We start from the raw sequence: 20,980 nt of genomic DNA, 5'->3' as shown, positions 1-20,980 counted from the left end.
GCGTAGGGTGTGACCACAGAATCATAAACTGGTCCGACCAGGGCAACCGAACATGACCACGCAAACGCCGGCAAACCGCGACCTGGAATTTCTGCGCAAGGAATTCCAGCTTCACCGTCAATGGCTTGATGGCAAGGGTGGGCGGCGCGCCGAGTTGCAGTTCCAGGATTTGTCGGGTCTGGCGCTGAAGGGTGCGCGTCTGGCGGAAGCGAAGCTTGCCGGCGCCAATCTGGCCGGCTGCAACCTGGAGGGGGCGGATCTGGCCCGCGCCGACCTGTTCGGGGCCGATCTGGAAGGGGCGGAACTGACGGGTGCCAACCTGATGGGGGCGGACCTGCGCGGGGCCAATCTGCACCGGGCCACGCTGAACGACGTCATCCTGCGCGGGGCGGATTTTCGGTCGGGCACCCTGTCGGACAGTTCCGGCGCCACGCGTCGCGACGGTGCCGCTGTGCTGACGGAGGCGCGATTGGAACGCGCCATCCTCTGTTCGGCCAAGCTGACGGGCTGCGACCTGACGGGGGCTGACCTGATGGATGCCGACCTGTCGGGGGCGGACCTGTCCAAATGCGTCATGCTGGGCGTCGATCTATCGGGCGCCAATCTGTCGGGTGCGCAACTGGCCGGCACGGTGGTGGCAGCCGATATGCTGTCGCGTGGCCGGCATCTGCCCGACGGCGTGGCGGCCATGATCGCCGAGCCACCGCGCCGGCGCATCCCGCCGGCCGAACTGGCGGCCCTGATCGACGCCCATGAACGCTGGATCGACAGCGGCGGGGCCCAGGGCGCGCGGCTGGACCTGGACATGGCCGAACTGGACCCGGTGGTCCTGCATGGGCGCAATCTGGCCGGCGCGCGGCTGCGCCGATGCCGGGTGATTGCTGCCGACTGGTCGGATAACCGCCTGGAAATGGCTGATTTTTCCTACAGCGACCTGTCGACGTCGGTTCTGGACGGGTCGGTCCTGTCGGGCGCCACACTGCGCCGGGCCAATCTGGCCGGGGCGCATCTGGCCGGCGTGGACCTGACGGCCCAGCCCATGTCGGGCGGCCGTACCTGGCCCGCCAACCTGGATGGGGCCAACCTGCGGGGCGCGGACCTGACCAATGCCGTGCTGTCAGGCGCCATCCTGCGCAAGGCTGATCTGGCGGGGGCCATCGTCACCGGCGTCAATATGCGCGGGGCCGATCTGGCCGGTGCCACCCGCGCCACCGATCCGGAGGCCAAGCAGCGCCGCCGTCTGCGCCGCTTTGTCCATCCCGCCCTGGCCGTGGGCAGTCGCAAGGGCATGGCCCGGTCGCGCAACTGGTCCTTCGGCGGCATGGCCCTGGATGCCGACCCCTCCCTGTACAAGGAAGGCGAACTGGTCACGCTGCTGGTGGCCGCACCGGGCGGTGGGGAACCGGTTCCTGTGCAGGCCAAGGTCATGGGCCTGGACGGAAAGGCCCGTTCCGTGTCACTGAAGTTCGAGCCGCTGACGCCCGAACTGAAGACCTATCTGAACGGGCTGGTGGCGCCGCGATACCGCTTGGGGTGAGGGGGCGATGCCCGCGCTGTTGACGACGCTGACACTGACCTGGGCGGATGTGCTGGCCCTGGTCTGGTTCGTTGCGGCCTGGTGGGGCTATGGCTGGCTGACCGACCGGCGCCAGGGCGCGCCCACCAGCCTGAACCAGCATATGCTGCGCATCCGTATCCGCTGGATGACCAACATGCTGTACCGGGACAACCGGGTGATGGACAGCATGCTGATGGGTCATCTGATCCACAGCGTGTCCTTTTTCGCCTCTACCACGGTGCTGGTCCTGGCGGGCCTGCTGGGCGTGCTGGCAGCGTCCGACAATGCCTATCGGGTGGTCATGGAACTGGGCTTCACCCAGACGACGAACCGGTCGGTATTCGAGGTGAAGCTGCTGCTGCTGCTGGGCATTTTTGTCTACAGCTTCTTCTCCTTCACCTGGGCCGTGCGCCAGTTCAACTACACGATCGCGCTGATCGGCGGCGCCCCCCTGGATCCGGGGGAAGAGGCGCTGACCACGGCCAAGGCGGCGGCCAAGATGATGACGCTGGCCATCACCAGCTTCAACCGGGGCCTGCGCGGCTATTACTACGCTTTCGCCAGCCTGGGCTGGATGATCCATCCCTTCATCTTCATGGGTCTGGTGACATTCGTCACCTATATCCTCTGGCGCCGCCAGTTCCGCTCCGCCGCCTTCGACGCCGTCGCCCGCTATTCGGTGCATGGCATGGGCGAACGGCCGGCGGGCCTGCCGGGCAAGGGGGATGTCGCGCGGGAGGAGACGGCCGGGGGGCCGGGTCAGCTGTAACGCCGCCCGGCCTCGATGGTCAGGCCCAGACCCACGGCTCCGAACTTGTCGCCTTCGACGACGCGGGCTTCGGGCAGGGCCCCGGTAATGGCGCCGCGCACGGCCGGCAGCAGGGTTGAACCACCCGTCAGGAAGATCGCATCCACCTGATCCCCGCGCAGGCCGGCCTGACGCAGGCAATCCGTGGTCATGGCGGCCAGCCGTTCCACCGGGTCGGCGACGGCCCGGGTCAGTTGCCCGCGCGTGGCCGGTACGTCCAGGCCCTTTTCCACGATGGACAGATCGACATCGACGGTGGCGGCCCCCGACAGGCCGATCTTGGCCTCTTCCACCTTCATGGCCAGGGCGTGGCCCAGATGCTGCTCCAGCACGGTGACCAGACGGCGGATCAACTGGGGATGCTGCGCTTCCTTCACCAGCCGTTCGACATCGGTCAGGACGGCGGGACTGTACAGAAAGTTGATCTTCGCCCAGGTCGCCAGGTCAACGAACAGATGGTTGGGCGTCAGCAGGCCCTGGCGCAGCAGGGGGGAACGATAGCCCAGATGCGGCATCACCGCCTCCAGGCTCAACAGCCGGTCGAAATCGGTGCCGCCGATGCGCACGCCGTCATTGGCCAGGATATCCTGCACCCGGTCGGCGCGGCGCGCATGGTCCGGACCGATGCGCACGATGGAAAAGTCCGACGTACCGCCGCCGATATCGGCGATCAGGGCGATCTGCTCGGCATTGATCTGCGCCTCATAGGCAAGTGCGGCGGCGATGGGCTCATACTGGAAGCTGACATCCTGGAAGCCGCTGGCCCGTGCAATGTCGGCCAGCGCATCCTCTGCCCGGCGGTCGGCGGCATCGTCGCCATCAACGAAATGCACGGGCCTTCCGTGGACGACATGGGTCAGCTCCCGGCCGCACTGCCGCTCGCCCTCTTCCTTGATATGGCGGATGACCAGCCCGATCACCTCGCGGAAGCCGACACGGCGGCGGCCCAGCAAGGTCTCCTCGTCAATCAAGCTGGTGCCCAGCACCGACTTGATCGACCGCATCAGGCGTCCATCGCCGCCGGCCACATAGGCAGCGATGGCGGCGCGGCCGAAGCTGGGGCGGTGTGCCTCGAAATCGAAGAAAATCGCGCTGGGCAGAGTCTCCTGTCCGCCTTCCAGGGGCAGCATGTGGGCGCCGGCGCCATCCGCGACGCCCAGGGTGGAGTTGGAGGTGCCGAAATCAAGACCGCAGGCCAGCATGACACCATTCTCCATTCAGGCAAAAAGGCAGGGTTTCTAAGGCCCAGCCGTCGCGCCGTCAAGGGCTGCCGGTGGGAATGACCCTGTCCATGGGCTTTCACCGCGGCTGCATTCCCGGCTATGCTGGCTTTTGCAACTGTGGACGATCCGACCTTCCATGACCCCCTTTGGCCACCGTGTCCGTCTTCTGCGTGCCCGCAAGGGCGTCAGCCTGAAACAGATGGCCGACGAGCTGGAAATCAGCTCTGCCTATCTGTCGGCCTTGGAACATGGCCACAAGGGGCTGCCGTCACCGATGCTGCTGCGCCAGATCTGCACCTATTTCGGCCTGATCTGGGACGAGGCGGAGGAGATGGAGCGGCTGGCCGCGCTCAGCGACCCGCGGGTGGCGGTGGAGACGGCCGGGCTGTCCCCCGATCACACGCTGGCGGCCAACCTGCTGGCCCGGCAACTGCCCCGCATGGGGACGGTCCAGCTGGCCGCCCTGTTGACGCTGCTGGGGCATCCACCTGTCGACAATCGAGCCACAATGGAGGAAAATGCCGCCGAATAGGGCCCAAACCCCTCGCCCCGGCGGGCGGGATGGTCCATATGTGCGGCAAACATCCTTGTCGCCTACTGATCGGAGCCGACCGACATGCCTTCCCGTCTTGAACAGCTTTGCGTCCAGAAGGGCCTGAAGATGACCGAGCAGCGCCGCGTCATCAGCCGGGTCCTGTCCGACAGCCAGGATCATCCGGACGTGGAGCAGGTCTATCGGCGGGCGGTCGAGATCGATCCCCATATCTCCATCGCTACCGTCTACCGCACCATGCGGCTGTTCGAGGAAGCCAACGTCATCGAACGGCTGGATTTCGGCGATGGCCGCGCCCGGTATGAAGAGGCGAAGGAAGAGCATCACCACCACCTGATCGACGTACAGACGGGTGAGGTGGTGGAATTCTCCAGTGACGAGCTGGAGACCATCAAGAACAAGATCGCGGATGAGCTGGGCTATCGCCTGATCGGGCACCGGCTGGAGCTTTACGGCGTGCGCAAGGACCGGCCCGTAGTGGAACGGCCCTACGTCCCCGGCGGTCACGGTTCCAAGGTCTGATCGACATGGGCCGTATCCCCGAGAAATATCTGGGCCGTCCCTGCGCGGATCACCCGGCGGCGGGCACGGGCGATTGCTGCCGTACCGCCGTCACCCGTGCCTATCGGGAAATGCGGGCCTGTGGCGTGCCCGACCCGCATTGCCTGGATGCAGCCGTCGCCGTTTATCAATGGCACCATCCGGAGGCGGAAGCAGTCGCAGCCGCCGCCATTGTCGGGTCCTGGGTCAGCCGGGCAGCGCTGCACTGAACCTGTTGCACCGTTGGTGCCGGACATGAAAAGGCCCGGACGGGGTTGCCGTCCGGGCCTTTTCATGTCTACCCGATCACTCGCCAAAGACGCGGCGGAAAATCGTGTCCACATGCTTGGTGTGGTAGCCCAGATCGAACACATCGTCGATCTGGGCTTCGCCCAGATGCTTCATCACCTCGGCATCGGATTTCAGCATGGTGCGGAAATCCTTGCCTTCCAGCCAGACGGGCATGGCGTTGCGCTGCACGGCGCGATAGGCGTCCTCGCGGCTCATCCCCGCCTGGGTCAGGGCCAGCAGCACGCGCTGCGAATTGTGCAGGCCGCCCAGCATATCCAGGTTCTTCTGCAGATTATCCGGATAGACCACCAGCTTGTCGACCAGACCCGTGGCGCGGGCCAGGGCAAAATCCAGCGTGACAGTGGCGTCGGGGCCGATCATGCGTTCGACAGAAGAGTGGGAGATGTCCCGCTCGTGCCACAGGGTCACATTCTCCAGCGCCGGGGTGACATAGCCGCGGACGATGCGGCTCAGGCCCGACAGGTTCTCCGACAGCACCGGGTTACGCTTGTGCGGCATGGCACTGCTGCCCTTCTGGCCGGGCGAGAAATATTCCTCCGCCTCGCGCACTTCGCTGCGCTGCAGGTGGCGGACTTCCGTGGCCAGATTGTCCAGCGACGCGGCGATGACGCCCAGCGTGGCGAAGAACATGGCATGGCGGTCGCGCGGGATCACCTGGGTGGAATGCGGCTCCACCGACAGGCCCAGCTTCTCCGCCACATATTCTTCCACGAACGGGTCGATATTGGCGAAGGTGCCGACCGCACCGGAGATGGCGCAGGTGGCGATCTCGGCCCGGGCCGCTTCCAGACGCTTGCGGTTGCGGGCAAAGGCGGCGTAATGGCCGGCCAGCTTCACGCCGAAGGTGGTGGGTTCGGCATGGATGCCGTGGCTGCGGCCGATGGTGGTCGTATATTTATGTTCCAGCGCACGGCGCTTCAGCGCCTCCAGCAGCTTGTCCAGATCGGCCAGCAGCAGGTCGGCGGCCTGGGTCATCTGGACCGCCAGGCAGGTGTCCAGCACATCGGAGCTGGTCATGCCCTGATGGACGAAGCGGGCCTCCGGCCCGACATGCTCGGCCAGATTGGTCAGGAACGCGATGACGTCATGCTTGGTCTCGCGCTCGATCTCATCGATACGGTCGATTTCCCAGGCGCCGCGCTCCCACACGGCCTTGGCGGCCTCGGCCGGGATGACGCCCAGCTTGGCCTGGGCGTCGCAGGCATGGGCCTCAATCTCGAACCAGATGCGGAACCGGTTCTCCGGGTCCCAGATGCGGGTCATTTCGGGGCGGGAGTAGCGGGGGATCATGGCAGTCGGCCCTGGCGCTGGAAGTGTGGCGGAAAAGGCGGGGCGGACCATAAGGGCAGTTGGGATCGCTGACCAGTGCCGCCCCGGACAGGGTGCCATGTCTGATACCAGTTCCCGGTGAGGCGGCCTCAACGGGAATTGGTACGGTGGCGACGGCAGCCGCGCCGCACATGCGGCGTCGCCGGGCCGCCGGATGGCGGCGCTGGCCTTGAAGCCCGGTGATCGGTTGCGATCACCGGGACAGGCTATGACACCTGTGGCATGGATGCCACGGATATTAACCGTACCCCGGCCCACGCCAAAGGTCGGGGTTACAGATTAATGACACCCATTGTCACAATCATATCGTTCTGATGTGTCGGACAGTAATGGACGGGTCGATCCCATCATCGAACCAAATCGTTCCCGCGGCACATCATTGGTAGAACTGTTGCGATTGGACCACAGGCGGGTGGGAACCCGACGCCTCTGCACGCCAAACATGTGGTTCGTCACATCAGTGACATCTTAATGTAACAAATGAGTGCCCCGCCACGGGGCCGCCCTAGGGAGGATTTGCCGATGAGAGTTTCGCCCCGGATCACGTCTGCCTTGCTGGCAGGTGCCGCCCTGCTGGCCGTTGGTGCAGCACCCGCGCTGGCGCAGCAAGCCCCGGCCAGCGAGGTCGAGGCCCTGCGTGCCCAGGTGCAGGCCCTGATGGCCCGCATCGAGAAGCTGGAAAAGGCCCCCAGCACGCCGGCCGGTCCGCCGGCATCCAAGGATGCCCCGCTGGTCGCCGCCAGCGCCTTCAAGGCGCCGCAGATCGTGCAGTCCGGCAATGACAAGTACAAGCTGACCCTGACCGGCTGGGTCAACCGCATGGTCGTCTACGCCGATGACGGCGTCTCCAACGATTTCATGTTCAATGACAATAACGGCGCCTCCACCCGATTCCGTCTGACGGGTGCGGCCAAGCTGGACGACGAATGGTCGGCCGGTACCGACATCGAACTGGAAGCCATCTCGGCCAATTCCCGTTCCTCCGGCCTCTATACCGATGGCGGTTCCTTCGCGTTCAACGAGCGCAAGCTGGAATTCTATATCGAAAGCAAGCGCTTGGGTCGCCTGACCGTCGGCCAGGGTGACACGGCCTCCAATGTCACCTCTGAGGTCGACCTGTCTGGGACCGCCAACCTGGGCGGCTACTCCGACATCGGCGCCACGTTCGGCGGTATCGTCATGCGCACCAAGGCGGGAGCCGCGGGCGGTACCATCAATTCCCTGTTCTCCAACCTGGACGGTCTGCATCGCGAAGACCGCGTGCGCTATGACAGCCCGAGCTTTGGCGGTGGCTTCGTGGCGTCCGCCAGCGTGACCGAGGGCGGTGCGACCGATGCCGTGCTGCGCTACAACGCCAAGATCGGCACCACCACGGTGGCCGGTGCTGTCGCCTACGCCAATTCCGACAGCCGCGATGTGGCCGGCTTCGATTTCAATGACCAGGTCAACGGCTCTGTGTCGGTGCGCATGGAGAATGGCTTCAACGTGACGCTGGCTGCCGGTACGCGCGACCAGAAGAACAATGTCGACACGACCTTTTATTATGGCAAGCTGGGCTACATCACCAAGCTGAACAGCCTGGGCACCACGGCCTTTTCCATTGATTACTTCACGCAGGATGACATGAACGTGAAGGGTGCCGAAGGCGATGCCTATGGCGCCTGGATCGTGCAGGTCGTCGACGCGATGGCGACCGACCTTTATGCCGGCGTGCGTAACCACCAGTACAAGACCAGCACGGTGAATTACCACGATTCGCTGGCCATCATGACGGGTGCCCGCGTCCGCTTCTGATCCCTGTCTCCTGATCTCGGCCGCGTCCGGTCGGTCGCGGCTTCGGCCCGGTTTCCGCAAAGGCGAGCGGAAGCCGGGCCTTTTTGTTACATGACCAGCGATGTTGACGGGGCCGTGTTTCATGCTATGTCCCCATGAACGTTTTGGAAGCGGGTCGCGACATGGGTCTGGGTGACGGCAGTATCGGCGGTTGGCAGGGCGCCCTTCTGGTGCATGCACTGATCAGCCTTCTGGCCCTGTGGCCGGCGCGCCGGCTGCTGCTGCGGGCGGGACTGCCGGTGGCCTGGGTTGCGTGGCTGATCCTGCCGCTGTTCGGCTGGGCCATATTCGCCACGCTGCTGGCCTTCAAGACCTGGCCCACCCTGCCGCCCAAGCCGGAAAAACTGCATCCGCGTGAAAAACTGAAGCGGGAAAAGGCCCGGGCCACCACGAAGAAGGAAGGCTGAACCCATGCCACGCTATGGCGATCTGGTGGATATGCTGCCCTTCCTGCCGCCCTGGGCGTCCATGCTGGTGGTGGTGCTGACCATCACCTGGACCATCTGCATGGCCGGCATCGCCGTGGGCAAGACGGGGCGCAACCCGCTCTGGCCGCTGGCGGTGTTCCTGTTCTTCCCGCTGCTGACGGTCGGCCTGTGGATTGTGGCGCTGACGCGCTGGCCGCGGCTGGACGGGAAGTCGCCCCAGGCATGAGGCGGCGGGCCCATCCCTATCTCGACCATCCCGGCCCCATCGCCTTTGCCCATCGCGGTGGCGGGCTGGAAGCGCCGGAAAACAGCATCGCCGCCTTCGACCATGCGGTCAGGCTGGGCTATCGCTATATCGAAACCGATGTGCAGCTGACGGCCGACGGCCGCCTGATCGTCTTCCATGATCCGCTGCTGGACCGGCTGACGGACGGGGCGGGGCGGGTGGATGAACTGTCCTGGCCGGCCCTGTCCCAGGTGCGCGTCGGCGGGCGTGAACCCATTCCCCTGCTGGACGAGGTGCTGGAGCGCTGGCCGGATCTGCGCTTCAACATTGATCCCAAATCGGACGCGGCGGCACGGGCGCTGGTCGATGCGCTGCGTCGGCACGATGCCTTGGACCGTGTCTGTGTCGGGTCCTTTTCCGGATCGCGTCTGGCCCGCCTGCGCCGCGACATCGGCTCCGACCTTTGTTCGTCCGCCGGCCCGGCGGAGGTGGCGCGGGTCTGGCTGGGGGCGCGCGGCTTGCCGATGCCGGCCCCGGCGGCCCCGTTCTGCCTGCAGGTACCCTGCACCTGGCATGGGCTGCGGGTGGTCACGCCTGCATTCGTCGGCGCGGCGCATGCCCGCGGGTTGGCCGTGCATGTCTGGACCGTGGACGACGCCGCGACGATGGAAGCGCTGCTGGACATGGGTGTGGACGGTCTGATCACCGACCGGCCCACCGTGCTGCGCGGGGTGCTGCAGGCCCGGGGGCAGTGGTATGGCGCCCCATGACTGTTAAGCGGTCGGGAAAATCAGGTCCGCCCGGGTGCCCGCACCTGTGTCCACCATGATGAAGCTGCCGCCCAACTGCTGAGAAAGCAGGCGGACAAGTTTCAGCCCCAGGCTGGAAACCGTTGCCGCATCGAACCCGGGCGGCAGGCCGGCGCCATCATCTTCGACCGTAAGTGCCGCCCGTCCATCGGATGTTCGTTGCACCTGCACCCGGATCCGTCCCGCCGGCCGGCCGGCAAAGGCGTGTTCCAGGCAGTTGGCGACCAGTTCGGCCAGGATCAGGGCGGCCGGGATGATTTTTTCCGGCGGCAGGGTCAGGGGATCGGCGATGACCTCGGCCGTGACGCCGACTGGCGCACCGGCCTGCACCACATCCTGCACCAGTTCCGTCAGAAAGCCGGCAATATCGGCCCCTTCCTTGTCGGGATCGTACAGCCGGCGTTGGATGCGGCCGATCATGGCCAGACGGGTGGCCGCATCGGCCAGGGCGCAACGGGCCCTTTCATCCGTGACCTCGGCCCGCTGCAATGCCAGCAGGGCGGAGACGATCTGGATATTGTTCGACACCCGGTGCTGCAGCTCCGTGAACAGGACGGCCCGGTGGGCTGCCAGGGTGCTTGCCGCCTGCTCGGCCCGTACGGCGCGGGCGCGTTCCAGCCGCAGCTTGGTCAGCGCGCTGTTCATCACATGGATCAGCGCGATATCGATGGTGACGATCATGATAAACAGGCCAAGCGCCAGCGCACCTGGCCCGTTCAGGGCAAATCCCGCCGGTGGAATGAAGAAGTACCAGGCTGAAACGGTGGACAGGGCGGCCACCAGGACGCCCGGCCACAATCCACCGAAGAAGGTGGACAGGATGACGGCCGGAAAAAAGGTCAGGAACGGGAAGCCCGCGGGCAGGGCCATCTCGGCCAGCAGCCGCGTGGCCAGGCCAAAACCAAAGGCGATCAGCGCGAAACCATAGGCGAAAATGGGTGATTGCCTGCGGTTTTCGACAGCCTGCAACAGCGACATGAACCCTTCCCTTCGCGGCGGAGCCTCACCCCTGTATAAACGGGCTTGTGATCTTTTGTCGCTTATCCGGATGGTCAGTACTGCCCGTTGTCGGGCGGCATCTGGCGGGTCGTCTCTTCATGCACAGCCTGGTCATGGCCGCTGCGGCTGGAGATGAATACCAGGGTCATCAGCCCGCCACCCACCAGCAGCGAGCCCAGGATGCCCAGTCCCAGCGCGATGAAGCCATGGGGGCTGATGTCGGAACCCTGGGCGCCGTCGGCGACGACGTTCCAGGCCCAGATTCCGCCCGCCGCCGCGCCCAGAAGCAGCAGAAGAAGGCAGATCAGCATCACGCGGCCACCACGGCTCATCCCCTTGAACTCCCTTGGTTAATCCCTGGTCATATGGGGTCTGCCCGCATCGCCGCCCAGCCCCCCGGCAAAAGCGGGCGCCATGGTCTGGACAGCGCGTGCCGCCCCCGATAACTTCCGTGCCCGGTTCAACCTGTAACCGCAACGGATATTTCCCATGAAGAGCGGCGTGAAGAAAGTCGTGCTCGCCTATTCCGGCGGCCTCGACACCTCTGTGATCCTGAAATGGCTGCAGGAAACCTATGCCTGTGAGGTCGTGACCTTCACCGCCGACCTGGGCCAGGGCGAGGAGCTGGAACCCGCCCGCAAGAAGGCCGAACTGCTGGGCGTGAAGCCGGAAAACATCTTCATCGACGATCTGCGTGAAGAATTCGTGCGCGACTTCGTCTTCCCGATGTTCCGCGCCAACACGCTGTATGAAGGCACCTATCTGCTGGGCACCTCCATCGCCCGCCCGCTGATCGCCAAGCGCCAGATCGAGATTGCCAACCAGGTTGGCGCCGACGCCGTGGCCCATGGCGCCACCGGCAAGGGCAATGATCAGGTCCGCTTCGAACTGGGCTATTACGCGCTGAAGCCGGACGTGACGGTCATTGCGCCCTGGCGCGAATGGGACCTGAACAGCCGCACCCAGCTGCTGGAATTCGCCGAAAAGCACCAGATCCCCATCGCCAAGGACAAGCGCGGCGAGGCGCCGTACAGCACGGATGCCAACCTGCTGCACATCTCCTACGAGGGCAAGGCCCTGGAAGATCCGTGGGTGGAGCCCGACGAGGACATGTTCACCCGTTCCGTGGCGCCCGAAAAGGCCCCGGACGAGGCCGAATATGTCGAGATCGAGTATGAGAAGGGCGACGCCGTCGCCGTGAACGGGGTCAAGCTGACGCCGGCCGCCTTGCTGACGGAACTGAACCGTCTGGCAGGCAAGCATGGCATCGGCCGCCTGGATCTGGTGGAAAACCGCTTCGTCGGCATGAAGTCCCGCGGCGTGTATGAGACGCCGGGCGGCACGCTGCTGTCCGTCGCCCATCGCGGCATCGAGAGCATCACGCTGGACCGCGAGGCGCTGCACCTCAAGGACGAGGTGATGCCCCGCTATGCCAAGCTGATCTATAACGGCTTCTGGTTCAGCCCGGAGCGCGAGGCGCTGCAGGCCCTGATCGACAAGACGCAGGAACGCGTGAATGGCGTGGTCCGGCTGAAGCTGTTCAAGGGTGCTGCCCGCGTCGTCGGCCGCAAGAGCCCCAACAGCCTGTACCGCCTGGACTATGTGACGTTCGAGGCCGACAGCGTCTATAACCAGAAGGACGCGGAAGGCTTCATCAAGCTGAACGCCCTGCGCCTGCGCCTGAACAGCATCGCCAAGGGCCTGTAACGGTCCCTGGGCATCGCTGCCGACATCAACGCCGCCCGGTTCCGCCGGGCGGCGTTTTTGTTGTGCTCAAACCCCTGTGACCGTCACGGGCAGCCCGCCCGACAGGCGACGCAACCCGCGGGTGATGGCGGGCAGTTCCTTTTTATAGACGCGTTCCAGCGGCGTTACCGTCACATCCCAGGCGCCCTTGCCCTTGGGGCCGGCCACGCGCTTGTGTGTCCAGGTGGCGACGACGCGGCCCTGGCGCAGGATGACGGGGCTGATCCAGCCGGCCGTGCGATAGACGGCGGGGCGGAACCGCTCGTCCAGATATTGGCGCGTGTCGTTATGGGCCAGCAGATAGGGGTCGAACAGGCCCAGCACGCTGATCTGACCGGCCACCGGCTCCGTCCCCAGCAGCACCGGCAGGTCGGCGGCCAGCAGGAAGGCGGGCTTGCCCTGCAGATCCACCTCCACCAGTTCCGGGGCCAGATCGGCGAAGGCGGCATGGATGGGTTCGGCATAGCCACCGACGAATTTGCGGAAATCCGCCTTGGTGGCCGGGCCGAACACGGACAGGTAGCGGCGCAGCAGACCGGCCATGGCCGCCCGCTCCGTCTCCGGCGTCACGACCCGGCCCAGCCAGCGGTTCAGCCCGACAAACAGCGCCTCCCGCGATCCCTCGCCATCGGCCTTTTCCGCCGGACCGTGGCAGACATGGCCCAAGGCACAGGCCAGCTTGATGATGCCGCCCCAGCTATGTTCCAGCATGGGTCGCGCCCATTCACCCAGTTGCGGCACCAGCCGGCGCGACAGGTCCATGCGGCTGTGCGGCCCGTCCTGCAGGGCGGCGATGACGGCCTGGACCAGGGTTTCGATCTGCAGGGCGTTCAGCCCTTCGTTGCTGTACCAGCTGTGATAGGCATCAACCCGCTGTCGGCGTGCGCCCAGCAGCATGGGCAGGTCGCCCGCTGCCATCAGATGCAGGGTGCCGCGATGGCCCCACAGCTTCACCATTGACCGGTCCGCATAAAGCGCCCGGTCAATGGCCGCATCCTCCCCCCCTTCCTCCGCCCGCGCCCGCAATTGCAGCAGGGCGGCCGAATGCACCTGTGCCTGCGCGCCGATCAGGCTGCGCACCGCGACCAGCGCATGGTCGGCGGGGCGGGTCAGATGCTGCCGGTCCAGACGGAAGGCCAGGGCCTGGGGCAGGGGAATGGTCGGCATGGTGCCCGCATTCGCAATGATAAGGATGCGCGGCAGCATGCCGGACTTCACCACCAAGAACAATAGGCGAACATCAGTGAAGGCGGACCGCCTTTATTTCGTCCCGAACAGCCGGTCGCCAGCATCGCCCAATCCGGGGACGATATAGGCATTTTCGTTCAGATGGCTGTCCAGGGCCGCCGTGAAGACGGGCACGCTGGGATGGGCGGCATGGAAGGTGCGCACCCCTTCCGGGGCGGAGACCAGGGCCATGAAGCGGATCTGTGCGTCGGGCACGCCATGGCGGTTCAGCACATCCACGGCATGCACGGCCGAATGGCCCGTGGCCAGCATGGGATCGACCAGGATGAAGACGCGGCCCGCCGGGTCCGGCAATTTCACCAGATATTCGACGGGACGCTTGGTGTCATGGTCGCGGTAAAGCCCGATATGGCCTTCGCGGGCTGCCGGCACCAGTTCCAGCAGCCCTTCGGCCATGACCAGGCCCGCGCGCAGGATGGGCACCACGGCCAGCTTCTTGCCCTCGATCACGGGGGCGTCCATGGGGCAGAGCGGCGTTTCGATCGGCTCCGTCGTCAGCGGCAGGTCACGGGTGATCTCATACCCCATCAGCAGCGCGATCTCGCGCAGCAACTGCCGGAATCCCATGGTTGACCGCGTCTTGTCCCGCATCAGGGACAGCTTGTGCTGGATCAGCGGATGGGAAAGGACGTGCAGATTGGGGAATTCGCTGCTCATGGCCGCTTCCTGGCAAAGGGTGTTGTGGCGCCAGGATAGCGGGGAAGGCCCCCGTAAACCAAGCCCCGGTGGGCCTATGCCATCATCCAGGGCCCAAGACCGGTGACCAGCGCGTCAAACACGACGCGGCAGCGGGGGATGGTGCGCTGATCCTCATGCATCACCACCCAGGTCGGCAAGGGCAGCGCGTCCAAAAGGCCCGGCAGCACGGGCAGCAGGTCCGGGTCGCGCGCGGCGATGCCCTGCTGACAGATGCCGATACCATAGCCGCAGCGGATGGCGGCCAGGGTCGCCAGATCGCTGTCGGTCTTCAGCCGGAAGCGCCAGTTGTTCACCAAGGGCAGAGCCTGCCGTCCGGCGCGCACCAATGGCGTTTCCTGGTCAAAGCCGATCAGCCGGTGATCGTTCAGCTGTTCTTGTGTGCCGGGCAGCCCGTACCGGTCGGCATAGCGGCGATGGGCATACAGGCCCAGCCCGATGGTGCCGATGCGGCGAACAAGCAAGGAATCCTGCTGCGGTTCGACCATGCGCACGGCGATGTCTGCATCCCGCTGCAACAGGTTGTCCACCCGGTTGGACAGGACCAGTTCCACGACCAGGTCGGGAAACCGATCCTGAAGGTCTGCCAGAATGGGGGGCAGGATTTCTGCCCCCACAACCTCACTGGCCGTCACGCGCACGGCACCTCGCACGGCCCCGCCTTGGCCCCCCACGGCGCGGCGCAGCGCCGCCACCGTGGCTGCCAGATTGTCGGCATAGGGCGCCAGTTCGCGCGCCGCCTCTGTCGGGATCAGACCCCGCTGTGACCGCGTGAACAGGGTCAGGCCCAACCCGGCTTCCAGCGTGTCGATATGCCGGGTCAGCGTCGGCTGTGTCAGGCCCAGGCTGCGCGCCGCCGCCGACAGCGATCCCGCCTGCATCACGGCGCGGAAGCTGCGATAGAGATCCCATTCCGGGTCAAGCGGCCTGTTCATCTATTTCCGTATGGATAGTAAAGAAATTACCCCAATTCCGTTTATCACAGGTCCCGTCCATTGTCGTTCCTGACGCAGGTTTGCGACGGAGAAGACGATGTCACAGCAAAAGACGGCGCTGGTGCTGGGCGCCACGGGCGGGATTGGGGGACAGGTGGCGCGGGCGCTGCTGGCCGCTGGCTGGCGGGTGCGCGCCCTGCATCGTCGGCCGTCACAGGCGTCGGCAATGCTGCCCGCGGCCGACTGGATTGCGGGCGACGCCATGGTGGCCGGCGACGTCGTGGCGGCGGCCCATGGTGCGGATATTCTCCTGCACGGGGTCAATCCGCCGGGTTATCGCCGCTGGGCGGAACTGGTGCTGCCCATGATCGACAGTTCGGTGGCGGCCGCCCGGGCCAGTGGCGCGCGCCTGATCCTGCCCGGCACCATCTATAATTTCGGGCCCGGTGTCTGGCCGGTCCTGACCGAAGATGCGCCGCAGAACCCGGTGACGCAGAAGGGCCGCATCCGGGTGGCGCTGGAACAAAGGCTGCAGCGTCTGGCCGAACAGGATGGTGGCCGCGTGCTGATCCTGCGGGCGGGGGATTTCTTCGGGCCGGGGGCGGGCAACAGCTGGTTCGCGCAAGGGCTGGTCAAGGCTGGCCGGCCGGTTACTGGCATCACCCAGCCGGGCCGGCCGGGGGTGGGCCACCAATGGGCCTATCTGCCTGATGTGGCGGCCACCATCCTGGCCCTGCTGGAGCGCGAGGCGGACCTGCCGGCCTTCGCGCGGTTCCATTTCGGGGGGCATTGGGACCCCGACGGCACGGCCATGCCCTATGCCATCCGGCGGGCGCTGGGCCGGGCCGACCTGCCTGTCCGGCACCTGAACTGGACGCTGCTGCGTCTGGCCAGCCCGTTCGTGCCGCTGCTGCGCGAACTGGCGGGCATGCGCTATCTGTGGGAACAACCCTTGCGCATGCCCAATGACCGGCTGATCGCCTTTCTGGGCCATGAACCACATACGCCGCTGGACCGGGCCGTGGCCGACACGCTGGCCGGGCTGGGCTGTCTGACGGAGGGTCAGGTGTTGGGCGGGCGCCACTTGCTGTCGGGCGGGGGCAGGTCGCCCGCCTGATCCGCGTCACCCGGTGCCGAGACATCCTGATAATCCACGTCGACGATGGTGGTCGTCCCGCCCGGTGCGGGCCGGGACCGGGCGGCATGGCCATCCACGGACATGAAGATGGTCATCCGTGCCAGCAGGGCCCGGCGCACAGGCGGCAGGAACAGCAGCAGCGCCAGCAGGTCGCTGAAAAAGCCCGGCACCAGAAACAGCACCCCGGCAAAGGCCAGGCACAGCCCGTCGAAGACCTCCCGCATGGCCTGGGTTTCGCCCGTGCGCAGCCCGGTCTGGGCCCGGCGTACGCTTTCCAGGCCCACGCGCTGGATGATCAGCACGCCGATCACCGACGACAGCACGACCAGCAGCACCGTGTAGAGCGCCCCCAATTGGGAGCCGACCCAGGCGAACCCTGCGATCTCGATCAGCGGCAACAGCAGCAGTGGCACCAGGAAACGCATGGCCGTCCTTGCTCTTTACGTCTTGTCAGCCTATCTAACAGACAGGCTTTTCATGAATGTAGCGCTCCGGCAGCGGGATGGCGAGGATCGCCTTCCCGGTTAAGAGTACCGATACTGACATGGTGTCGGCACCATGCCGGGCGCAAGGGCAGATATGGGTGATGCGATGGGTGGCGGCTCCGTCTGGCTGGAAATCCTGATTTTCGGGATGGTCGCAGCCTTTTTCATTTACCGCCTGCGCAACGTCCTGGGCCGCCGGCATGGGGAGGAGCGCGAGCGCCCCAACCCGTTTGCCCCGCGCGACAATGCCGCCGCCGGCAATGGCGGACAGGATGGGGACAATGTCATCCAGCTGCCGCCACGCGGGCCGGCCCCGGTCGATGTGGAACCGCTGGATCCTGACGCGCCCGTGTCGCTGGTCGATGGCCTGCGCCAGATCCGTGCTGCCGATCCCAATTTCAACGAACGCACCTTCCTGCAGGGCGCCAAGTCTGCGTTCGAGATGATCGTGAAGGCCTATGCCGAGGGCGATACACCGACCCTGCGCCCCCTGCTGGCCGACGATGTCTATGACCGTTTTGCCACTGCCATCCGCGAGCGCCAGCAGGCCGGCGAGACGCTGGAAAGCCGCATCCACAGCTTTGAAGGCGTCGATCTGACGGGGGCCCGCCTGGATGGACGCACGGCCCATTGCACGGTGACCTTCACCACCCGCCAGACGCATGTGACGCGCGATGCCCAGGGCAATATCCTGGATGGCGACGAACACCGGCCGGAGGACGTGACCGATATCTGGACCTTCAGCCGCAATACCCGCGCCAGCAACCCGAACTGGCAACTGAGCGAGACGCGCAGCGGCTGATGTCCCGCGGCCGCCCCTGTGCCCAGGGCGCCCCCCGCCGGGCGCCCTTTTTCATGCCCGATGCAGATTGACGTCCTGATCCAGGTTTTGCCGATGCGCCGCACCGTTGCCCGAATTGCCGCCGTCTTCGCCCTTTCCTTGCTGGCCGCCTGCGCCCAGCAGCCGGGCAAGCCGCCCGTGGCCCCACCGGCGGCACCGGAAGCGGAAAAGCCCGCTGCCCGCCTGACGCTCCGCCCCGTCGCCTTCAAGGATCTGCCCGGCTGGACGGCAGACCGGCAGGCGGACGCCCTGCCGGCCCTGCTGAAATCCTGCGACAGGCTGGTCAAACAACCGGCTGACCGGACGCTGGGACCCAATGGCCAGATGGGCCGGATCGGTGACTGGGCAGAGGCCTGTGCGGCCCTGCAGCGCCTGCCCGCCGGGGATCATGCCGCCGCACGCCGCACCCTGGAAAGCCTGTTTCAGCCTTGGGCCGCTGGCGATAATGGCGCTGAGGAGGGGTTGTTCACCGGTTATTACGAAAGCGCCCTGCGCGGGTCGCTGAAGCGGCAGGGCAAGTACCAGACCCCGCTCTACCGCAAGCCGGGCGATCTGGTCATGGTCGATCTGGGGGAATTCCGCCTGAACCTGAAGGGCGAGCGTATCGCCGGCCGCGTCGTCGACGGGCAGTTGAAGCCCTATGCCGACCGCAAGGCCATCGAGGCGGGGGCGCTGGCCGGCCGCAATCTGGAACTGCTTTATGTTGATGATCCGGTCGACGCCTTCTTCCTGCATATCCAGGGGTCGGGCCGTGTCACCCTGCCCGACGGATCGGAATTCCGCGTCGGCTATGACGGGCAGAACGGGCACCCTTATGTCGCCATCGGCCGCGAGCTGGTGGCGCGCGGGGAATTGACCAAGGAAGAAGTGTCCATGCAGTCCATCCGCGCCTGGCTGTCCGCCCATCCGGGGCAGGCCAAGGGGCTGATGGAGGTGAACCCGTCCTTTGTCTTCTTCCGCAAGCTGGAGGGGGAGGGGCCGCTGGGCGGGCAGGGCGTGGCCCTGACGCCGGGCCGGTCGCTGGCCGTGGATCGCAGCTTCATCGCCTATGGCGTACCCCTGTGGCTGGATGCGCAGGACCCGCTGCAGGCCAGCACCCGCATCCGCCGCCTGCTGGTGGCCCAGGATACGGGCGGGGCCATCCGCGGGCCGGTGCGCGGCGATGTGTTCTGGGGCCATGGGCCGGACGCGGAAAAGCGCGCCGGCCTGATGAAAAGCCCCGGCCGTTACTGGCTGCTGCTGCCCAAGGGCGTGACGCCCCCGGTGGGGTGAAGGCAGGCCCCGTAGGTCGCGGGCCAGCTTCTTATACCAGGTTGCGGTGAGTGGAACTCATCGCAACCTGGTTGGCGCGGTACGAGCGCCCGCGCGCCCATGCGCGCGTGAGCCACGCCGCCGGATGGCGGCGCCCGGCGCGTGAGGGCTGCATGGATCAGGGCCGTAGGTTCTGATCCATGCAAATACGTATTACGTGCGGATGGGCACTGACAGCTCAACGGCGCTGTCGCGGCCGTCGGTGATGTCCAGGGTGCGGAAATCGAAGTCGCGCTCCGGTCCCTTGAACACGTCATATTCCAGGACCCGGTCCACCGAATTGTCGGGGTGGAAGGTCAGGACCTTGGGCTTGATGGCGTAAAGCTGATCGGGGGTGATGCTGGCGGATGCAGCGATGATCACCTCATCGCCCTTCTGGCAGGTACGGGCGGCCGCACCGTTCAACACGCAGGCCTTCGATCCCGGCTCCCCGAAGATGACGTAGGTGGAGATGCGCGCACCGCTGCTCTTGTTCCAGATCTCCACGAATTCCAGCGGATAGATGCCGGCCAGCGCGCATTGCTCCGGGTCCAGCGTGATGGACCCGTGATAATCCAGGTCGGCCCCGGTGACGCGGATGCCGTGGAACTTGGCGCGCACGATCTTGATCAAACGACCCTCCCCCGAAACGCTTTTTGGTCAGCCGCCGATGATCTCGGCCACCGGGTCGGGGGCCGGGGCGGCATTGTCGGCAATCACATAAGCATTCCGGACCAGGGACGCCACCGCTTCCGCCGCAGCCCTGTCCGCCGCATGCACAAGGCAGATCGGCGCATCCGGACCGACAGGGGCGCCGATGGCGGCGATCCGATCCAGGCCGACGCGCGGATCGATCCCGTCCTGGGGGCGGGTGCGACCGCCGCCCAGGGCCACGACGGCCATACCCAAGGCGCGCGCGTCCTGGGCCGCCACCACGCCGGTCCGGTCCGGATACACGGGCAGCGCCACCGGTGCCGGAGCCAGATGCCGGTCCGGCCGCTCCAGCAGGTCGGGCGGGCCGCCCAGCACGGCGACCATGCGGGCGAACCGGTCGGCGGCCGCTCCGGTGGCCATGGCCTGGTTGATCAGTTTCTCAGCCGCTTCGCTGTCGCCGGCAAGCCCGGACAGGACCAGCAGTTCGACCCCCAATGCCTTTGTCACCTGCCACAACCGGCCATCGGGACTTCCCCCGGACAGGATGGACAGGCATTCACGCATTTCCAGCGCATTGCCGGCGCTGCATCCCAGCACCTGTTCCATGTCGGTCAGCAGCGCACGGGCCGGCAGCCCGGCCCCGCGCGCTGTGTCCACCAGCACATGGGCCAGCTGCCGCGCCCGGTTGCGTTCCGGCATGAAGGCACCGGAGCCGAACTTCACGTCCAGGACCAGCGCGTCCAGCCCCGCGGCCAGCTTCTTCGACAGGATGGAGGCGGTGATCAGATCAACGCTTTCGACCGTCGCCGTCACGTCGCGGATGGCATAAAGCCGCCGGTCGGCAGGCGCGATGGCGTCGGTGGCGCCGACGATGGCACAGCCGACACGGCGCACGGCGTGGCGCAGCCGATGCAGGTCGGGCTGTGTCTCATAGCCCGGGATGGCGGCCAGCTTGTCCAGCGTACCGCCGGTGTGACCCAGCCCCCGTCCGGAGATCATGGGAACATACCCGCCGCAGGCGGCAATGATCGGGGCCAGCAGCAGGCTGACCTTGTCGCCCACGCCGCCCGTGGAATGCTTGTCCAGCACGGGTCCGCCCAGCATTTCCAGCGACCAGTCCAGGACAATGCCGGACCCCGTCATCGATCGCAGCAGGGCCACGCGCTCGCCGGTACCCATGCCACGGAAGAACACGGCCATGGCAAAGGCGGCGGCCTGTCCCTCCGACACGGACCCGTCGGTCAGGCCGGCAATGAACTGTTCGATGTCGAGCGGGGACAGCGGGTGGCCGTCGCGTTTGCGGCGGATGATCTCCTGCGGCAGGAACAT

The 20,980-nt window shown here is 66.2% G+C and carries 23 protein-coding genes; 13 read left to right on the top strand and 10 right to left on the bottom strand.

Features of this window, described 5'->3' with window-relative positions; genetic code table 11:
- Positions 1–52: 52 nt before the first annotated feature.
- Both ACODTW_RS05535 and ACODTW_RS05530 read left to right on the top strand, forming a co-directional pair.
- On the top strand, positions 53–1,537 hold the full coding sequence (locus ACODTW_RS05535; protein ID WP_488944954.1) for a pentapeptide repeat-containing protein: 1,485 nt from the start codon (positions 53–55) through the stop codon (positions 1,535–1,537).
- Between the two features lie 7 nt (positions 1,538–1,544).
- Positions 1,545–2,327, top strand: coding sequence for a DUF599 domain-containing protein (locus ACODTW_RS05530; RefSeq protein ID WP_488944953.1), 783 nt, complete (start codon positions 1,545–1,547; stop codon positions 2,325–2,327).
- On the opposite strand, the gene ACODTW_RS05525 is transcribed toward ACODTW_RS05530, so the two are convergent.
- Entirely contained in the window at positions 2,318–3,568 is a 1,251-nt protein-coding gene (locus ACODTW_RS05525; RefSeq protein ID WP_488944952.1) for an Hsp70 family protein, read from the bottom strand. The two genes, ACODTW_RS05530 and ACODTW_RS05525, sit on opposite strands and share 10 nt — an antisense overlap.
- Before the next feature lie 157 nt (positions 3,569–3,725).
- On the opposite strand from ACODTW_RS05525, the gene ACODTW_RS05520 reads away from it, so the two are divergent.
- The 3 genes from ACODTW_RS05520 to ACODTW_RS05510 all read left to right on the top strand — a co-directional run bounded on the left by ACODTW_RS05520 (position 3,726) and on the right by ACODTW_RS05510 (position 4,912).
- The gene (locus tag ACODTW_RS05520; protein WP_488944951.1) at positions 3,726–4,121 is read left to right on the top strand and encodes a helix-turn-helix domain-containing protein; all 396 of its coding nucleotides are present in this window, start codon (positions 3,726–3,728) and stop codon (positions 4,119–4,121) included.
- A gap of 84 nt (positions 4,122–4,205) precedes the next feature.
- Positions 4,206–4,664: a Fur family transcriptional regulator gene (locus tag ACODTW_RS05515; protein ID WP_488944950.1), complete on the top strand. Its 459-nt coding sequence runs from the start codon at positions 4,206–4,208 to the stop codon at positions 4,662–4,664.
- A gap of 5 nt (positions 4,665–4,669) precedes the next feature.
- Complete coding sequence (locus tag ACODTW_RS05510) at positions 4,670–4,912, top strand: hypothetical protein (protein WP_488944949.1); 243 nt, start codon at positions 4,670–4,672, stop codon at positions 4,910–4,912.
- Positions 4,913–4,988: 76 nt separating this feature from the next.
- On the opposite strand, the gene purB is transcribed toward ACODTW_RS05510, so the two are convergent.
- A complete protein-coding gene (purB, locus tag ACODTW_RS05505) occupies positions 4,989–6,284 on the bottom strand; it encodes an adenylosuccinate lyase (RefSeq protein WP_488944948.1) in 1,296 nt (431 codons plus the stop codon).
- A 561-nt stretch (positions 6,285–6,845) separates the two neighbouring features.
- Here purB and ACODTW_RS05500 point away from each other — a divergent pair.
- The 4 genes from ACODTW_RS05500 to ACODTW_RS05485 all read left to right on the top strand — a co-directional run bounded on the left by ACODTW_RS05500 (position 6,846) and on the right by ACODTW_RS05485 (position 9,580).
- Positions 6,846–8,117 carry a hypothetical protein gene (locus ACODTW_RS05500; RefSeq protein WP_488944947.1) on the top strand — a complete coding sequence of 424 codons (1,272 nt, stop codon included), beginning with the start codon at positions 6,846–6,848 and terminating at the stop codon, positions 8,115–8,117.
- A 134-nt stretch (positions 8,118–8,251) separates the two neighbouring features.
- Complete coding sequence (locus ACODTW_RS05495; protein WP_488944946.1) at positions 8,252–8,563, top strand: hypothetical protein; 312 nt, start codon at positions 8,252–8,254, stop codon at positions 8,561–8,563.
- A 4-nt stretch (positions 8,564–8,567) separates the two neighbouring features.
- Positions 8,568–8,810, top strand: coding sequence for a hypothetical protein (locus ACODTW_RS05490; protein ID WP_488944945.1), 243 nt, complete (start codon positions 8,568–8,570; stop codon positions 8,808–8,810).
- Positions 8,807–9,580 carry a glycerophosphodiester phosphodiesterase family protein gene (locus ACODTW_RS05485; protein WP_488944944.1) on the top strand — a complete coding sequence of 258 codons (774 nt, stop codon included), beginning with the start codon at positions 8,807–8,809 and terminating at the stop codon, positions 9,578–9,580. The genes ACODTW_RS05490 and ACODTW_RS05485 overlap by 4 nt, the downstream gene beginning before the upstream one ends.
- A gap of 3 nt (positions 9,581–9,583) precedes the next feature.
- Here the strand turns inward: ACODTW_RS05485 and ACODTW_RS05480 are convergent, their stop codons facing one another.
- Positions 9,584–10,597 carry a sensor histidine kinase gene (locus ACODTW_RS05480; protein WP_488944943.1) on the bottom strand — a complete coding sequence of 338 codons (1,014 nt, stop codon included), beginning with the start codon at positions 10,595–10,597 and terminating at the stop codon, positions 9,584–9,586.
- 74 nt (positions 10,598–10,671) lie between these two features.
- Positions 10,672–10,950: a hypothetical protein gene (locus tag ACODTW_RS05475; protein ID WP_488944942.1), complete on the bottom strand. Its 279-nt coding sequence runs from the start codon at positions 10,948–10,950 to the stop codon at positions 10,672–10,674.
- Between the two features lie 157 nt (positions 10,951–11,107).
- On the opposite strand from ACODTW_RS05475, the gene ACODTW_RS05470 reads away from it, so the two are divergent.
- On the top strand, positions 11,108–12,325 hold the full coding sequence (locus ACODTW_RS05470; protein ID WP_488944941.1) for an argininosuccinate synthase: 1,218 nt from the start codon (positions 11,108–11,110) through the stop codon (positions 12,323–12,325).
- A 66-nt stretch (positions 12,326–12,391) separates the two neighbouring features.
- Here the strand turns inward: ACODTW_RS05470 and ACODTW_RS05465 are convergent, their stop codons facing one another.
- The 3 genes from ACODTW_RS05465 to ACODTW_RS05455 all read right to left on the bottom strand — a co-directional run bounded on the left by ACODTW_RS05465 (position 12,392) and on the right by ACODTW_RS05455 (position 15,243).
- The gene (locus ACODTW_RS05465) at positions 12,392–13,570 is read right to left on the bottom strand and encodes a winged helix DNA-binding domain-containing protein (protein WP_488944940.1); all 1,179 of its coding nucleotides are present in this window, start codon (positions 13,568–13,570) and stop codon (positions 12,392–12,394) included.
- 54 nt (positions 13,571–13,624) lie between these two features.
- Entirely contained in the window at positions 13,625–14,269 is a 645-nt protein-coding gene (upp, locus tag ACODTW_RS05460; protein WP_488944939.1) for a uracil phosphoribosyltransferase, read from the bottom strand.
- A 74-nt stretch (positions 14,270–14,343) separates the two neighbouring features.
- Positions 14,344–15,243 (bottom strand): LysR family transcriptional regulator, encoded by a 900-nt coding sequence (locus ACODTW_RS05455; protein WP_488944938.1) that lies wholly within the window; start codon positions 15,241–15,243, stop codon positions 14,344–14,346.
- Positions 15,244–15,340: 97 nt separating this feature from the next.
- On the opposite strand from ACODTW_RS05455, the gene ACODTW_RS05450 reads away from it, so the two are divergent.
- The gene (locus ACODTW_RS05450) at positions 15,341–16,360 is read left to right on the top strand and encodes an NAD-dependent epimerase/dehydratase family protein (protein WP_488944937.1); all 1,020 of its coding nucleotides are present in this window, start codon (positions 15,341–15,343) and stop codon (positions 16,358–16,360) included.
- Here the strand turns inward: ACODTW_RS05450 and ACODTW_RS05445 are convergent.
- Positions 16,306–16,806, bottom strand: coding sequence for an FxsA family protein (locus tag ACODTW_RS05445; protein WP_488944936.1), 501 nt, complete (start codon positions 16,804–16,806; stop codon positions 16,306–16,308). The genes ACODTW_RS05450 and ACODTW_RS05445 overlap by 55 nt on opposite strands.
- A 154-nt stretch (positions 16,807–16,960) precedes the next feature.
- Here ACODTW_RS05445 and ACODTW_RS05440 point away from each other — a divergent pair, with 154 nt between their 5' ends.
- Together ACODTW_RS05440 and mltA are read left to right on the top strand one after the other, a co-directional pair.
- Entirely contained in the window at positions 16,961–17,668 is a 708-nt protein-coding gene (locus tag ACODTW_RS05440; protein ID WP_488944935.1) for a Tim44/TimA family putative adaptor protein, read from the top strand.
- Positions 17,669–17,761: 93 nt separating this feature from the next.
- A complete protein-coding gene (gene mltA / locus ACODTW_RS05435) occupies positions 17,762–18,979 on the top strand; it encodes a murein transglycosylase A (RefSeq protein WP_488944934.1) in 1,218 nt (405 codons plus the stop codon).
- A 192-nt stretch (positions 18,980–19,171) separates the two neighbouring features.
- Here mltA and ACODTW_RS05430 read toward each other — a convergent pair whose 3' ends face one another.
- Together ACODTW_RS05430 and deoA are read right to left on the bottom strand one after the other, a co-directional pair.
- Positions 19,172–19,630, bottom strand: coding sequence for an aspartate 1-decarboxylase (locus tag ACODTW_RS05430; protein ID WP_488944933.1), 459 nt, complete (start codon positions 19,628–19,630; stop codon positions 19,172–19,174).
- Between the two features lie 27 nt (positions 19,631–19,657).
- A complete protein-coding gene (deoA, locus tag ACODTW_RS05425) occupies positions 19,658–20,980 on the bottom strand; it encodes a thymidine phosphorylase (RefSeq protein WP_488944932.1) in 1,323 nt (440 codons plus the stop codon).

It is taken from the genome of Niveispirillum sp. FG148 (genome assembly GCF_057809655.1).
This window is presented reverse-complemented; position numbering and strand designations above follow the sequence as displayed.